This window comes from Bradyrhizobium sp. Bra78 (genome assembly GCF_024519855.1).
Classification (GTDB): domain Bacteria; phylum Pseudomonadota; class Alphaproteobacteria; order Rhizobiales; family Xanthobacteraceae; genus Bradyrhizobium; species Bradyrhizobium japonicum_G.
The window spans coordinates 737,701-752,330 of sequence record NZ_JALJRE010000002.1 but is presented as its reverse complement, the minus strand read 5'-3'; the positions used below and the strand labels follow the sequence as shown (position 1 = coordinate 752,330).

12 protein-coding genes are annotated in these 14,630 nt (G+C 64.1%); 1 reads left to right on the top strand and 11 read right to left on the bottom strand.

Annotation, left to right across the window (positions count from 1 at the left end; translation table 11 throughout):
* Positions 1-215: 215 nt before the first annotated feature.
* From OC450_RS07500 to OC450_RS07460, 9 genes are all read right to left on the bottom strand, one after another.
* The gene (locus OC450_RS07500; RefSeq protein ID WP_256806431.1) at positions 216-962 is read right to left on the bottom strand and encodes a hypothetical protein; all 747 of its coding nucleotides are present in this window, start codon (positions 960-962) and stop codon (positions 216-218) included.
* 9 nt (positions 963-971) lie between these two features.
* Positions 972-2,222 (bottom strand): adenylate/guanylate cyclase domain-containing protein, encoded by a 1,251-nt coding sequence (locus OC450_RS07495; protein ID WP_262047554.1) that lies wholly within the window; start codon positions 2,220-2,222, stop codon positions 972-974.
* On the bottom strand, positions 2,219-2,608 hold the full coding sequence (locus OC450_RS07490) for a response regulator (RefSeq protein ID WP_211382715.1): 390 nt from the start codon (positions 2,606-2,608) through the stop codon (positions 2,219-2,221). Before OC450_RS07490 ends, OC450_RS07495 begins: the two co-directional genes overlap by 4 nt.
* Positions 2,605-4,647, bottom strand: a complete 2,043-nt coding sequence (locus OC450_RS07485; RefSeq protein ID WP_262047553.1) for an ATP-binding protein — start codon at positions 4,645-4,647, stop codon at positions 2,605-2,607. Before OC450_RS07485 ends, OC450_RS07490 begins: the two co-directional genes overlap by 4 nt.
* 127 nt (positions 4,648-4,774) lie before the next feature.
* A complete protein-coding gene (locus tag OC450_RS07480) occupies positions 4,775-7,870 on the bottom strand; it encodes a MexW/MexI family multidrug efflux RND transporter permease subunit (RefSeq protein WP_211382713.1) in 3,096 nt (1,031 codons plus the stop codon).
* A gap of 67 nt (positions 7,871-7,937) precedes the next feature.
* A complete protein-coding gene (locus OC450_RS07475) occupies positions 7,938-9,131 on the bottom strand; it encodes an efflux RND transporter periplasmic adaptor subunit (protein WP_211382712.1) in 1,194 nt (397 codons plus the stop codon).
* 1 nt (position 9,132) lies between these two features.
* Positions 9,133-9,834 (bottom strand): TetR/AcrR family transcriptional regulator, encoded by a 702-nt coding sequence (locus tag OC450_RS07470; protein WP_211383527.1) that lies wholly within the window; start codon positions 9,832-9,834, stop codon positions 9,133-9,135.
* Between the two features lie 134 nt (positions 9,835-9,968).
* Entirely contained in the window at positions 9,969-10,559 is a 591-nt protein-coding gene (locus OC450_RS07465; RefSeq protein ID WP_256806435.1) for a thiamine pyrophosphate-dependent enzyme, read from the bottom strand.
* A complete protein-coding gene (locus OC450_RS07460; protein WP_256806436.1) occupies positions 10,556-11,101 on the bottom strand; it encodes a phosphonopyruvate decarboxylase in 546 nt (181 codons plus the stop codon). The genes OC450_RS07465 and OC450_RS07460 overlap by 4 nt, the downstream gene beginning before the upstream one ends.
* Positions 11,102-11,208: 107 nt before the next feature.
* Here OC450_RS07460 and OC450_RS07455 point away from each other — a divergent pair, with 107 nt between their 5' ends.
* Positions 11,209-12,429, top strand: coding sequence for a cytochrome P450 (locus OC450_RS07455; protein ID WP_262047552.1), 1,221 nt, complete (start codon positions 11,209-11,211; stop codon positions 12,427-12,429).
* A 137-nt stretch (positions 12,430-12,566) separates the two neighbouring features.
* On the opposite strand, the gene OC450_RS07450 is transcribed toward OC450_RS07455, so the two are convergent.
* The gene (locus OC450_RS07450; protein WP_256806438.1) at positions 12,567-13,430 is read right to left on the bottom strand and encodes a sugar phosphate isomerase/epimerase family protein; all 864 of its coding nucleotides are present in this window, start codon (positions 13,428-13,430) and stop codon (positions 12,567-12,569) included.
* Positions 13,430-14,620: a dihydrodipicolinate synthase family protein gene (locus OC450_RS07445; protein ID WP_262047551.1), complete on the bottom strand. Its 1,191-nt coding sequence runs from the start codon at positions 14,618-14,620 to the stop codon at positions 13,430-13,432. Before OC450_RS07445 ends, OC450_RS07450 begins: the two co-directional genes overlap by 1 nt.
* Positions 14,621-14,630 lie beyond the last annotated feature (10 nt).

The window sequence follows — 14,630 nt, the reverse complement described above, 5'->3', positions numbered from 1 at the left end:
ATGATCCGGAAAAGTGCGAAGCGGTTTTCCGAAAAGATCATGCTCAAACAAGAACCTAAAGCGCGATGACGATTCATCCCAATCTCATCGCGCTTTAGATCTCCCTCATGGTGAGGAGCGCGTTCTTACGCGCGTCTCGAACCATGAAGGCCCGACTGTCACCTGGAGCCATCCTTCGAGACGCGGCCTGACGGCCGCTCCTCAGGATGAGGACCTCAAATCACGATCTCCCGCAGCACGCGGCGGCAATCCATCTCGTATTCGAGATCGACCACCGGCGGGCGGGCAAAGTGCCAGGTCAGGCCGGACCGCAGCGCGCCGCGGCGGACCAGTTCGTCGACCAGCGCGTGGTGGAAGTCGTGCACCGAATAGGCCTGTACGCCGGTGGTGTCCTTCCAGCCGAAGCCGAACGCCGTCATCCGGTTTTCCATCTGCGACGTCGTGGTGAAGCGCACCTTCTCGCGAAGGCCCTCCGGGCTGAGGTCGCGGTAGCGCACCGTGCGCTCGACATAGGTCCCGCCGCCCTCGCGCGCCTCGGCACCGCCGGCGATGACGAAGCTCGGTGCCTTCGAGCTTGTCGGCCGCGTGAAGGAGAAGGCATAGAACGACGGCTCGGACGGCGGATCGATCTCGGGGCAGACATTGCTGCGTGCCACCGGATTGGTGCTGCCGTCGAAGATACCCCATTCGGACAGTGTCTTCACATAGTGCAGGTTGAACGCGCGAAAGCCCTCTTCGCTGAAGGCCGCCGGTGAGCGCAGTTCGCAGGCGCAGAAGGCCGTCAGCGGCCGTCCCGCTTCCTGGATGTACTTTGCCGCGAGCGCAAATCCCTCGGCGAGCGGCACCAGGCGGTCGAACCGGACGCGCTCGATCTCATAGCCGTCGTCCGCGGCCGCACCGGCCGAATACTGGAACACGGACGGAATGAAACGATAATTACCGGCGGCGAAGTCACGATTCATCTTGAACTCCTAGTCCAGTTGGATGCGAATGCCCTTGGCGCCATTGAGCAGGCGCTTCAGGTGAAAGCCGGCCAGGGAATCGTCGGCGTGCATGCCGACCAGCGCGGCAAAGGCCGGCATGGCCGCGACGTCGCCCGCCTCCATCTTGCCAAAAGCCTCGGAATAGAGCGCCGCTTCCGGCGCCTCGAATTTTTTCTGCGGCAACGGCTCGAATGCACGCAACGGCTCGCTGCGTCCGCGCAGCATCAGCTCACCGACGGGACGGCCTTGAAAGTTCTCGGCCGCCTTGGCGACGCTTGCGCTGACGCAAATGCGCGTCCCCAGATGCTTGTTGGCACCTTCCAGCCGCGCCGCGATGTTGATGGAATCCCCATACGCGGTGTAGTCGAAGAACCGGTTGCCGCCGAAATTGCCGACCAGCGCCGGCCCGGCGTGAATGCCGATACGGGTGGTGCCGAAATTCAAACCCTTGGCCTTCTGGCGCGCGCAAAAGCCCTGCGCCCAGGCATCGAGATCATGGGCGCAGGCGACCGCGCGTGTCGCATAGTCGGGCTGGTCGCCGGGCGCGTTGAACAGCACCTGGATCGCATCGCCGATGATCTTTGCGACCGTCCCCTCATGCGCGAAGACGACTTCGGTCATCCCGCCGACATATTCGTTGAGGAGCTCGCCCAGCATCTCGGGCGGCGCGCTCTCGACCAGTGAAGTGAAGCCGGCGATGTCGGTGAAGATGGTCGCGACGTCGCGCCACTGCACCTCGATGCCCTCACCTTCGCCCCCCGCCGCCAGACGCTTGGCGAGCTCGGGTGAGAAATGGCGCGACAGCGCAGCATGAGCGCGCTCCGCCTCCATCTGTCGGCGCCGAACCTCCCGCAGCATCTCGATATGGCGAACAGTCTTCTGGATCGTCATCTCCAGGTCGACGAAGTCGATCGGCTTGGTCAGGAAGTCGAACGCACCGCGGTTCATGGCCGTGCGGATGTTGCTCATGTCGCCATAGGCCGAGACGATGATGGTGGACTTCTTGTCCTCGGCTTCCTGGAGCTTCGCCAGCAGCGACAGCCCGTCCATCCGCGGCATGTTGATATCGGAGACCACCATGTCGACATGCGGATTCCGCTCGAGCGATTGCAGCGCCTCGAGACCGTCGCGAGCAAACATGATGTCGATGAGCCCATCACGGATCTGTCTGCGGAATTTTTGCAGGACCAGCGCCTCGAGATCCGGCTCGTCGTCGACGAAGAGGATGGTGGCGGTCATGCGGCCTGCTCGAGCCGCGTGTCGATTTCCTGCCGCAGCAGCGCAAAATCGATCGGCTTGGTGAGAAGTCCGACCGCGCCGCGCTCGATCGCCTTCCTGCGCGTCTCCGCGTCGCCATAGGCCGTAATCATGATGACGGGAACGTTTGGGTGCGCGTCACGCACCTTTGGCAGCATGTCGAGCCCGCTCATGCCGGGCATGTTGATGTCGGATAGAATCAGGATCAGCGAAGGATCGCGCACCTCGGCGGCGAGCTTCAGCGCATCCGGCGCGGACGGCGCGAATTCCATCTGGAAACGGCCGGCGCGCAGATCGCGCCGGAACTGCTGCCGGAACAGCGCCTCGACGTCAGGCTCGTCATCGACGACCAGGATGTAAACGTTCAAGCCTTGTCTCCAGTAGTTCCGCCTGCCGCCATCATGCGCGGCAGGGTGATGATGAATTCGGTGAATACACCGGGCTCGGTGTTCACGTCGATCGTGCCGCCGTGCTGCTTCACGACGATGTCATGGCTCATGGAAAGGCCGAGACCGGTGCCCTCGCCGGCCGGCTTGGTCGTGAAGAAGGGATTGAACATCTTCTCCTTCACCTCTTGTGAAATGCCGGTGCCATTGTCGCGAATGCGGACCTCGACCTTGTCGCCAAGATTCTTCGTCGTCGCGCGCAGGGTGGGTTCGAAACCGTCCGTGGCCCTCTCCTTGCGCCTGGCGGTGGCATAGAAGCCGTTCGAGACCAGATTGAGAAAGACGCGCGAGATCTCCTGCGGGTAGATATCGACCATACCGGCAGCGGGATCGAAGTCGCGGTCGAGCGTGACGTTGAAGCCGGGCTTCTCGGCGCGCGCGCCGTGATAGGCCAGATTGAGGCTCTCCTCCACGACCGCATTGATATCGACGGAGCGATGTTCGCCGGAACCCTGGCGCGAGTGCACCAGCATGTTCCTGACGATGGAATCGGCGCGCTTGCCGTGCTGCACCACCTTCTCGAGATTGCCCCTGAGCATGCCGGTCAGCTCATCGGCCTCCTGCTTCGTCTTGCCGTCGAGCTTTGCCGCGTCGAGCACCTCGTTGAGCTCGTCGATCAGCTCGGTCGAGACCGCGGAGAAATTGTTGACGAAATTGAGCGGGTTCTTGATCTCGTGTGCGATGCCCGCCGTGAGCTGGCCGAGCGAAGCGAGCTTCTCGGTCTGGACCAGACGATCCTGCGCGGCGCGCAGATCGTTCAGAGATTGCCGGAGTTCTGCGGTGCGCTGCTCGACCTTGTTCTCGAGGTCAGCATAGGATTCCTGCAGACGCGCGCCCATGTCGTTGAACTGGTCGGCGAGCCCTTCGAGCTCGTCGCCCGTCTTGATCGAGATACGCTGGGCGAAATCGCCGCCCCCGATCCGCTCGGCGCCGCGACGCAGCGCCTGGATCGGCCCGACCATGCGACGCGCCAGAAATATCCCGGCGAGCACCGCGAAGATCGAGGCTGCGAGCAGCACGATCGCGAGCCGCTGCAACGCGGCATAGAGTGCGGCATAGGCCTCTTCGACCGGCAGCTCGACGAACATGGTCCAGTGCAGCGGCGCGATCGGCGCCGACGCGGTCAGCACCTTCTGTCCCTGGATGTTGCGCGCCTCGGAGAGCGCGTCCACGGTAGCTCCGGCCAGCGCAGCGCGCACTTGCGCGAGGCCGGACATGTCGGTGTTGCGCAGGACCAGGCTGATATCGGGATGTGCGATCAGGCGTCCCTCCGGGCCGACCACATAGGCATGTCCGTGCTCGCCGACCTTGATCTGGGACACGACGTCCCAGATCAGCTTCAGGTTCACCTCCGCGATGCTCACACCCGCATCCTTGCGCGGGCCGGCGAGCGCCAGCGTCATGTAAGGCTCCGACTCCCTGCGGAAATAGACCGGCCCGTAATTTACTTTGTGCGCAACCGCCTCGGTGAACTTCGGATCGCCCGACAGGTCGATCCCGCTGTCGATCGCATCCATCGCCAGCCGCGAGACCCGCAATCGCTCCTTGCCGGTCGAATCCACCTGAGCGAGCTCGGTGATGGCAGGCACCTGGCGCAAGAGCCGCAGCGCGTCGAACCGGCGCTGCTCGATCGAGCCCCCCGACCAGGGCAGTTGCGTGGTCCAGCCGAGCTGGCTCTCGATCTCCTTGACGAACTGGCCGATCTTGGCCGCTGCCGCCTCGGCCTGCTCATGCTGGACCCGGATCAAAGCGGCCTTGTGCTCGCGATAGTAGAAGAAGACCTCGAACAGGCCGTTGGCCAGCAGCGCGATGGCGACAACGGCCACGAACAGCGCGACATATTTGGTGAAAAGTCGCGTCCTGATCCCCTGCCCCGCCGCCGCTCCGGAGGCGGCGCCATCCGGTGCCGCGCTTGGCAGCGTCCTCGCTTGCGAGGTATCGGGATGGAGGGAAAGGCTCATCCTGCCAAACCTAGCAAGAAGGCCGCTCCTTGTCTCGCCGGCGGAACCGCGGATGACCCCGGGCGATAACGAAAAAGGGCGGCAACGGGTTGGCCGCCGCCGCCCTCCGGTTCGCTGATCTGTGACCTCAGGTCGGCCGCAGCGCCTTGTTGCCGAGATCGAGATCGTTGACCTGCTTATTCCGCTCGGAATCGGCCGCCGCGCGATGGTCGGTCGCCAGCACCACGTACACCGCAGGCAGCACGAACAGCGTGAACAGCGTGCCGATCGACATGCCGGCGACGACCACCAGACCGATCGAGAAACGGCTGGCCGCACCCGCGCCGGTCGCGGTCAGCAGCGGGATCAGGCCCGTCACCATCGCGGCCGTCGTCATCAGGATCGGCCGCAGCCGGATGCGAGCCGACATCTCGATGGCCGAGCGGCGGTCGAGCCGCTCGTTGACCTGGAGCTCGTTGGCGAACTCCACCATCAGGATGCCGTGCTTGGTGATCAGACCAACCAGCGTCAGCAGACCGACCTGGGTGTAGATGTTCATGGTCGCTGCGCCGAAGAACAGCGGGATCAGCGCGCCCACGATCGCCATCGGCACCGAGATCATGATGACGAGCGGGTCGCGCAGGCTTTCGAACTGCGCCGCCAGCACCAGGAAAATGATGACGAGTGCGAAGCCGAACGTGATCGCGAGCTGGTTGCCCTCCTGCACATACTGCCGGCTGTCTGCGAGATAGTCGTGGCTGAATCCCTGTGGCAGCTTCTTGGCCTCGCTTTCGAGGAAGTCGACCGCCGCGCCGACAGTCACGCCCGGCATCGGCACCGCCGAGAAGGTCGCCGAGTTGAGCTGATTGTAGTGGGTCAGCGAATTGGGGGCGGTCTTCGTCTCGATCGATACCAGGGTCGACAGCGGAAGCTGTTGACCGGTATTGGTCGTCACGTAGAAGCCGCCGAGCGCTTCCGGCGAGAGCCGTTGGCCGCGCGGCACCTGCGGGATCACCTGGTAGGAACGACCCTCGAGATTGAAGCGGTTGACATAGTTGCCGCCAAGCAGCACGGCGAGCGCACTGCCGACGTTCTGCATGTTGACGCCGAGATCCTGAGCCTTGGTGCGGTCGATCTTCACCGTTACAGTCGGCTGATTATAGGCGAGATCGCTGTCGGAGACGATGAACATGCCGCTCTTGCGGGCGGCGTCCTTCAGCTTCTCCATCTGCTCAAAGACGGCCTGGAAGCCCGCGGTCGAGTTGATCACCATCTGCACGGGAAGGCCGCCCGGCCCGCCCGGTAGCGGCGGCAGGTTGAACGCGAAGGCCTGAACGCCTTCGATCTTGGAGAGCTCGGCCTGCACCAGTGACTTCAGCTGAATCGAGGAACGCTTCCTTTCGTCCCACGGCTTCAGCAGCATGCCGGCGATGCCGCCTTGCGGGCCGTTGATGCCATTCAGCACGAAGCGCAGATCGGTCTCGGGGAATTTCTGGAACTCCTTGTCGAGCTTTTCGCCATAGAAATCGACATAGTCGATGTTGGCGTATTTCGGCGCCTTCGTCACCGCGAACACGATGCCCTGGTCTTCCTCCGGCGCCAGCTCCTTCGAGGTGTGCATGTAGAGAAAGCCGACGAGCCCGAGGATGGTCACCGCGAACAGGCCGGTAATGGCCTTGTAGTCGAGCGAGCGGTCGAGCCTGCGGCCGTACCACCGCGTGACCGCGCCAAAGACCCTGTTGACGAGCTTGGCGAAACGACCTTCTTCGGCATTCTTGAGGAGCACCGAGCACATCATCGGCGACAGCGTCAGCGCGATCACGCCGGACACGATCACCGAGCCGGCAAGCGTGAAGGCGAATTCGCGGAATAGCGAACCGGTCAGGCCGCCCAGGAAGCCGATCGGCGCGTACACGGCCGCGAGCGTGATCGTCATCGAGACGACCGGACCGACGATTTCGCGCGCGCCCTCCAAGGCCGACTGCACGGGCGTCTTGCCCTCTTCCAGATGCCGATGGATGTTCTCCACCACGACGATGGCGTCGTCGACCACCAGGCCGATCGCGAGCACCATGGCAAGCAGCGTCAGCAGGTTGAAGCTGAAGCCGAGCGCCAGCATCAGCGTGCAGACACCGATCATCGACAGCGGAATGGTGACGACGGGAATGATGACCGAACGGAACGACGCCAGGAACAGGAAGATCACCACGATCACGATGATCACGGCTTCGCCCAACGTCTTTTCGACCTCGTCGATCGAGGATTGGATGAACTTGGTCGAATCGTAGGCCACCTTCATCTTCATCGACGGCGGCAAATTGCGCTCGAGTTCGGGGAACAGCGCGCGCACACCCTTGACCAGCGTCAGCGGGTTGCCCTGCGGGGTTGCCTGGACACCGATGAAGATCGCGTGCTCGCCGTTGAAGGCGACGCTCGCGTCCGTGCTTTGAGCTGCAAGCTCGACGGTCGCGATGTCCTCCATCCGTACGAAGCCGCCGTCCTTGGCCTTGACGATCATCTTCTTGAACTGGTTGACGTCGGTGAGGCCGGTATTCGTCGAGATGTTCGAGACGATCAGGTAGCCCTTGGTCTGGCCCGCCGCGGACTGGAAGTTGTTGGCGGCGATCGCCGCCGCCACATCGGCCGGCGAGACGTTGCGGCCGGCCATCTTTACCGGGTCAAGCCACAGCCGCATCGCGAAAGTCTGGCCGCCGAGGATGTCGGCCGAGGCGACGCCGTCGACGGTCGACAGCACCGGCTGCACCACGCGCGTCAGATAGTCGGAGATTGCCGATCCCGACAGTTCCTCGGACGAGAAGCCGAGATACATCACGGCCGTGGTCTGGCCCGTCGTCTTGGTGACGATCGGATCGTTGGATTCCTTCGGGATCAGGTATTTGACCGAGTTCGTCTTGGCCAGCACCTCGGTGAGTGCCTGGTTCGGATCGAAGTTCAGCTTGATGTAGACCTGGATCGTCGAGGTGCCGAGCACCGAGGACGAGGTGATGTAATCGACGCCCTCGGCGGAGGCGACCGCCTGCTCGATCGGCGTGGTGATGAAGCCCTGGATCAGGTCGGCGGACGCGCCGGGATACACGGTCGTGATGTTGATGACCGTGTTCGAAAGCTTCGGATATTGCCGGATCGGCAGCACCATCGCCGCGCGCAGGCCGATCAGCAGGATCAGCAGGCTGACGACGACCGACAGCACCGGTCGTTTGATGAAAATGTCGGTAAAGCGCATCGCGTCGATCTCGATCTCTTTGTCTCAAGAAACGTGATCCGGCCAGGCCGGATCACGCGAGCACATGTCAGTAACGCGGCGGTTGCGCCGGGATTGCCGGAGCCGGGTCGGTCGAAATCGACACCGCTGCGCCCGATTGCAGCTTGAGCTGGCCGACGGCGACGACCTTGTCGCCCGGCTTCAGGCCTTTGAGGATTTCAGCACGACCCTCGACCCGGTTGCCGGTCTGCACGAAGGTGCGCACCGCGGAAAGGCTGGTCTTGCCGTCCGCATCCTTCTTCTCGGTGATCACGAACACGGAGTCGCCGTACAGCGTGTAGTCGACCGCCGTTTCCGGCACGGTGATCACCGCCGGCTTGTCCGGCAGCACCACGGTGGTGGTCACGAACATGCCGGGCTTGAGGATCTTCTCCGGATTGGCAATGGTCGCCTGCACGCGGATGTTGCGGGTATCGGTCGCGATCTGCGGCTCGATCGTGGTGATCTTGCCCTCGAAGGTGCGGCCCGGATAGGCGTCGACCCTCAGCCTGACGACCTGACCGACCTTGAGGTTGCCGGAATCCTTTTCCGTCACCGTGAAGTTGGCCCACAGCTCCGACAGATCGGTCAGCGACACGATGGCCGTGCCGGCCGTCAGATACTGGCCGACCTCGACCTTGCGGACGCCGAGATCGCCGGAGAACGGCGCGCGGACCAGCTTCTGCGAGATCAAGGCCTCGGTCTTGGCGATGCCGGCCAGCGCCTGGTCGTAGGCGGCCTGCGCGGTGTCGACGGTCGCCTGCGGACCGAACTGGCGCGAGGCCAATTGCTTGGCGCGGTCGAGCGACAGCTGCGCGACGGTCGCCTGCGCCTTGTAATTGGCGAGGTCGCCCTGCTCCGGCATGTCGAACAGCTGCACCAGCGGCGTACCGGCTTCGATATGGGTACCCGGTTCGAACTTGATTTCGGTGACGCGGCCGTTGACGTCGGCGCTGACATCGACCTGGTGGACGGCGACAAGGGAGCCGACCGCGGTGAGCAGGTTCGGCACCACCTCGGACTTCGCTTCGGCCGCGCTGACTGCCGTCGGCGGCGGCTTGTTGTTGGCGAAGAACTGCTTGATCATCTGGCCGCGGAAATAATTGAACCAGACGAGGCCGCCCACGAGCACGCCCAGGAGCGTGCCGACGATGATGAACCATAGCACCGGCCGGACCGGACGCTTGGGAGCCTTGTTGTCGATCGGTTCGCCCGAAATCTTGTGTTCGGTTACGATGTTCATGTCATGCACTTTCTGCAATCGCCGTCTTGCCCGCACAACCGGCCTGATTGCGGCCCAAATGCGAAACAATTGCGGCGTCGTTAAGTCCGATACCCCTCAGGAGAAACTCACACAGCTGCCGCTCGAGATCGTTCGCCCTGCCGTAAGCGAGGCAGGGCGTGGCCGGCAGCCTGGTCAGCGCAGCCGTCATCACTGAATGATGCGCGAACCAGAACAGGTTGAGCGGATCGCCAGCGCACGGCCGCGCGTCCCCGGCGGCAACGGCGCGCTCGAGCGAAGCGACGAAAACAGCCCCGATCAGCGTCTCGATCTTGGCGTATAGCAAACGGGCGAATTCGCCGTCATCCAAATGGCTCGTGGCCATCAGTCGCAGGCGCTGGGCCTCTTCCTGGTCGGGCCCGTCGGCGATGTGGAGGAAATGTTGGACCATGCCGCGGATCAGTTCGACCAGGGTGGCCGTCGAGGGCTCCCGCTCGAGCAGCTCCATCAATGCCGGGTCCGCCTCGCATTCGTCGCTGAGGATCTCGGCGTAGAGCGCCGCCTTGGACGGGAAATGCTTGAACAGCAGCGCCTCGGAAATGGCAGCCGCAGCCGCCACGCTCTTCGTCGTGGTGCCGGTATAGCCGTGTCGGGCAAAGCAGCGCTTTGCGGCGCCGAGGATCAATTGACGCCTCAGGTCGCTCGTCATTCGCAGTGAGCTCATGCGCGGTGAGTAAGCACTCACCCACGCAAAAGTCAAGCACTATGCTGCATCGCAACCTGAGTGCGTTGTAGTTTCAGTGGAAATCGGCCTCGCCTGCACGGCCACCGTGCAGACCAGTGCGCCGGAACGCGCACCTAGATCGGTTGGAAGCCGAGGTCACCGCGGATCCGGTTGACGATGTAGGTCCCGTCCCGGCTGGGCAAGATCCGCTCCAGATTGGCGCTGTCGATCTTCACATTGGCAAAGCGCGGACCCGCCGCGACGTCGTGGACGGCTTTGGCGAAGGCTTCGACCTCGGCCATGGTCGTGACGGATCGGCTGTCCTCGATGCCGCAGGCCCTGGCGACGCCAACGAGATCGGCGGCCGCCGAGGTGTGACTAGTCTGGCCGCCGGTCTCGCCATAGGCCTCGTTGTCGAGCACGACGATCGAGAGGTTGGGCGGCTTCTGCAGGCCGATGGTGGCAAGGCTCCCCATGCCCATCAGCATCTCGCCGTCGCCGGTGATGACCAGCACCGGCAGCTTCGGCTGCGCCAGCGCGAGCCCCAGCCCGATCATCGCAGCGCCGCCCATGCCGCCCCAGAGATAGAAGTTGCGGGCGTGATCGCCGGCCGCGCACATGTCGTTGGTGGAGGCCCCGAGGCCGCCGATCGCAACCACATCCTTGCGGTGCGCAAGCAACGAGGACACCACCTGGCGGCGGTCGAGGAGATTGGCTTTGCTCATTTGGTGAAGACCTTGGCGCCGATCAGGCGCTGCGACAGCAGGACCGCGGTGGGCGTGAGCGCGTTGTAGGCCTGCGCCGACGCCGCCTCGAGCACGGCCGGCACCTCGGCCGCATCGGAGGCGCGCAGCACCTTGACCCCGGAGAGTTCGAACACGCCCTGCGTGGTCGATCCCATCGGCACCTGCCACGGATTGAACTCGCCCCACTCGCCGCGCATCGTCACGAGCGTGAGGAACGGAAAACGCAGGATCGGGATCAGCGACAGCATGTTGATGCAATTGCCGACCCCGCTCGATTGCATCAACAGGACGCCGCGCTGTCCGCCGGTCCAGGCACCGGCGAGAAGTGCCACGCCCTCCTCCTCCGTCGTGAGCGGAATGCCGCGCATCGAGGATGAAGCCAGCACGCGGTTGATCAGCCTGGAATGGCCGGCGTCGGGCACGTAAGGCACCTGCCGGACATCGAAGCGTTGCAAGGTCGCGAAGATATCGTCGGGCCATGTCGGCGCCGTCGTCTCGGCAGCGTCAGCGCGGGCGTGCATTTTCCTGTCCGGTCGGCTTGCAAATCAGGACCCGACTGTAGACGGTGATCCCAACCGCTCGAAAGAGCGAAAACAGCATATCGGTCTCAACCGGCGAGTATGGCGGCATGAACGCAGATGCGAAAGAACTGGCGGCCCATTTCGATCTGGAGAAGCTGACGGCGGAATTCTACGACGATCCCTACCCGACCTATCGTGCACTGCGGGAGAACGAGCCGGTCAAGCGCCTCCCCAACGGCACCGTGTTCCTGACCCGCTACGACGACCTCGTCACCACCTACAAGAATACCAAGTCTTTCAGCTCGGACAAGAAGCGCGAGTTCGCGCCGAAATACGGCGACACCCCGCTCTACGAGCACCACACCACCAGCCTCGTCTTCAACGATCCGCCGGCGCATACGCGCGTGCGCCGCCTGATCATGGGCGCGCTGTCACCGCGCGCGATCGCGGGGATGGAGCCTGATATCGTCAGGCTGGTCAACGGCCTGCTCGACGCCATTGCCGCCAAGGGTGCCTGCGAGCTGATCGAGGATTTCGCCGCCTCGATCCCGATCGAAGTGATCGGCAATCTGCTCGACGTGCCCCATGACGAGCGCACGCCACTGCGCGACTGGTCGCTGGCGATCCTCGGTGCGCTCGAACCCGTGGTGTCCAGCGAAGTGGCGGCGCGCGGCAACACGGCGGTTAAGGACTTCCTGGCCTATCTCGAAACGCTGGTTGCGCGCCGGCGCGAGAAGCCCGGCAATCCCGAGCGCGACGTGCTGACGCGCCTGATCCAGGGGGAGGAGAACGGCGAGCGGCTGACCGAGAAGGAGCTGCTGCACAATTGCATCTTCCTGCTCAATGCCGGTCACGAGACCACCACCAATCTGATCGGCAACGGCCTCGTGGCGCTGCACCGCAATCCGGACCAGAAGCAGCGGCTGATCGACAACCCGGATCTGATCAAGACCGCGGTCGAGGAGATGCTGCGCTACGAAAGCTCGAACCAGCTCGGTAACCGCATGACCACCGAACGGGTCGAGCTCGGCGGCGTCGTGCTCGATGCCGGCACGTCGGTGACGCTGTGCATTGGAGCTGCCAACCGCGACCCCGCGCAGTTTCCGAATCCCGAACGCTTCGATGTCGCGCGGTCGCCGAACCGGCATCTCGCCTTCGCCACCGGCGCGCATCAATGCGCCGGCATGGCGCTGGCGCGGCTGGAAGGCGCCATCGCGATCTCGCGCTTCCTGGCGCGCTTCCCGGATTATGCCGTCAGCGGGCGGCCGGTGCGGGGCGGACGGGTGCGGTTCCGCGGGTTTTTGAGCGTGCCCTGCGCGATCGGCTGAGGCCCCACAACAAAAAAGTCGAAAACAACCCCATGCACAGTAGGCGGCGGTCGCCGCGAGATGCCCCGGCGACTCCGTGCAACCGTTTGATAGTTCAGGCGATCAGCGGCGCTGCGCGCGATGGATACCGGGGAAGGCTAAACGACCGTTTTGTGCCGTTCGATGCAGGTGCGCAGCACTTCATCCATCGGCTTGCCCCACCAGTCGTTGGAGAAAATCTCGATCTCCGAAAAGCCGGCAAAACCCTGCGCCTCGACCGCGGCGCGCACCGATTTGATGTCGATGACGCCGTCGCCCATCATGCCGCGGTCGTTGAGGATGTCCCTGGTCGGCACCAGCCAGTCGCAGACATGGAACGCGAGCAGGCGGTTCTTGCCGGCGCGCGCGATCTGACCCATCAGCTCCGGATCCCACCAGATGTGATAGACGTCGAGCGCGACGCCGAGCATGCCACTACGGCCAGGGTCGAGCCGGTCGCAGATGTCGAGCGCCTGCTTTGTCGTGTTCACGCAGGCGCGGTCGGCCGCATAGGCGGGATGCAGCGGCTCGATCGCCAGCGGCAGTTTTGCTTGCCTCGCGTAGTCTAGCATCTCGGCCAAGGCATCCTCGACCTGCCCGCGCGCCGCCACGATATCTTTCGAAACCTCGCTGCCCGGCCGCGAATATTGCGGCAGGCCGCCGACGACGAGCACGATGCAGGGTGCACCCATGGCCTTGGCTTCATCGACACAGCGCCGGTTGTCGTCGCGCACCTCGCCCCGGCGCGACGCGTCGGAGGTGAACATGCCGCCGCGGCAATAGCCCGACAGTTCGAGGCCGGCCTCGCGCACCGCGCGCGCGGCGCGATCGAGACCGACGGCTGCGACCTGGTCGCGCCAGGGATCGATGGCGCGGATGCCGTGCTTTGCACAGGCATCGATGATCTGAACGAGGTCACCCTGCTTGCGGACCGTCGCCGTGTTCAGCGACAGCCAGCGATGGTCGGACGAGAAATCACGCATCAGGATTCGATTCCGTGCGTTGAGAGCACCGCCTTCATCCGCCGCGTCGCCAGCTCCGGATTGGCAAGCAGCCCGGCCTTGTCGGCCAGCCGGAACAGCTCGGCCAGATGCAGCGTCGAGCGCGTGCTCTCCTGCCCGCCGACCATGGTGAAGTGGTCCTGATGGCCGTTGAGATAGGCCATGAACACCACGCCTGTCTTGTAGAAGCGTGTCGGCGCCCTGAAGATGTGGCGCGACAACGGCACCGTCGGCCCCAGCACGTCGTGGAAGCCGGCTTCGTCACCCGCCGCAAGCCGCGACAGGGCGTAGGAGGCCGCCGGTGCGATCGCATCGAAAATGCCGAGCAGCGCATGGGAAAAGCCCTGCTCGTCGCCGGCGATCAGCTCCGCATAGTTGAAGTCGTCGCCGGTATACATCTTGATGCGCTTGTCGAGGCGACGGCGCATGTCGATCTCGCGCTGCTTGTCGAGCAGCGAGACCTTGACGCCATCGACCTTGGCGGCGTTGTTGTTGATGATGGCCACGGCGGTGTCCATCGCCCCGTCGAGATCCTTGGTGCCCCAATATCCCGTCAGCGCCGGATCGAACATGTCGCCGAGCCAGTGGATGATCACGGGCTCGCGAACCTGCGACAGCACCCGATTATAGACTTTTGCATAATCGTCGGCGTTGCGGCCGAGCTTGGCCAGCGCGCGCGACGCCATCAGGATGATGCGGCCGCCGACCTTCTCGACCGCCGAAATCTGCTCCTCATAGGCGCGGATCACGTCGTCGAGACTCTTGGCATCCTCGACCGCGAGATGATCGGTGCCGGCGCCGGAGAACACCATCGCGTTGCGCCGCTTCGCGGCGGACACCGAGCGCGTGATCAGCTCCAGCGAGGTCGGCCAGTCCAGCCCCATGCCCCGCTGCGCGGTGTCCATGGCTTCGGCGACGCCAAGCCCGAGGTCCCAGACGTGCTCGCGGAAGGCGATGGTCTTGTCCCAGTCGACCGCGGCGGAGAGCCAGGGATCGTTGACGGCGAAGGGATCGGTCACGGTATGGACGGCCGAGAACGCGATGCGGTTCAGCGGGCCCTCGAGCTTGGCCGGAAACGTTCGCGACGCCGCGAGCCGGTAGGTCTCGATCGAGCGATCGACCTTCGGCAGCTTCAGCGATAGGGACGACATTGGCAGGACGGGCTTGTTCATGTCTGCCTCC

Bases quoted from the DNA above. Each gene is read 5' to 3' on its own strand.
- OC450_RS07475 (WP_211382712.1), bottom strand. From the start codon at position 9,131: ATGAACATCGTAACCGAACACAAGATTTCGGGCGAACCGATCGACAAC.
- OC450_RS07500 (WP_256806431.1), bottom strand. From the start codon at position 962: ATGAATCGTGACTTCGCCGCCGGTAATTATCGTTTCATTCCGTCCGTG.
- OC450_RS07455 (WP_262047552.1), top strand. From the start codon at position 11,209: ATGAACGCAGATGCGAAAGAACTGGCGGCCCATTTCGATCTGGAGAAG.
- OC450_RS07470 (WP_211383527.1), bottom strand. From the start codon at position 9,834: ATGAGCTCACTGCGAATGACGAGCGACCTGAGGCGTCAATTGATCCTC.
- OC450_RS07495 (WP_262047554.1), bottom strand. From the start codon at position 2,222: ATGACCGCCACCATCCTCTTCGTCGACGACGAGCCGGATCTCGAGGCG.
- OC450_RS07485 (WP_262047553.1), bottom strand. From the start codon at position 4,647: ATGAGCCTTTCCCTCCATCCCGATACCTCGCAAGCGAGGACGCTGCCA.
- OC450_RS07450 (WP_256806438.1), bottom strand. From the start codon at position 13,430: ATGCGTGATTTCTCGTCCGACCATCGCTGGCTGTCGCTGAACACGGCG.
- OC450_RS07460 (WP_256806436.1), bottom strand. From the start codon at position 11,101: ATGCACGCCCGCGCTGACGCTGCCGAGACGACGGCGCCGACATGGCCC.
- OC450_RS07445 (WP_262047551.1), bottom strand. From the start codon at position 14,620: ATGAACAAGCCCGTCCTGCCAATGTCGTCCCTATCGCTGAAGCTGCCG.
- OC450_RS07465 (WP_256806435.1), bottom strand. From the start codon at position 10,559: ATGAGCAAAGCCAATCTCCTCGACCGCCGCCAGGTGGTGTCCTCGTTG.
- OC450_RS07480 (WP_211382713.1), bottom strand. From the start codon at position 7,870: ATGCGCTTTACCGACATTTTCATCAAACGACCGGTGCTGTCGGTCGTC.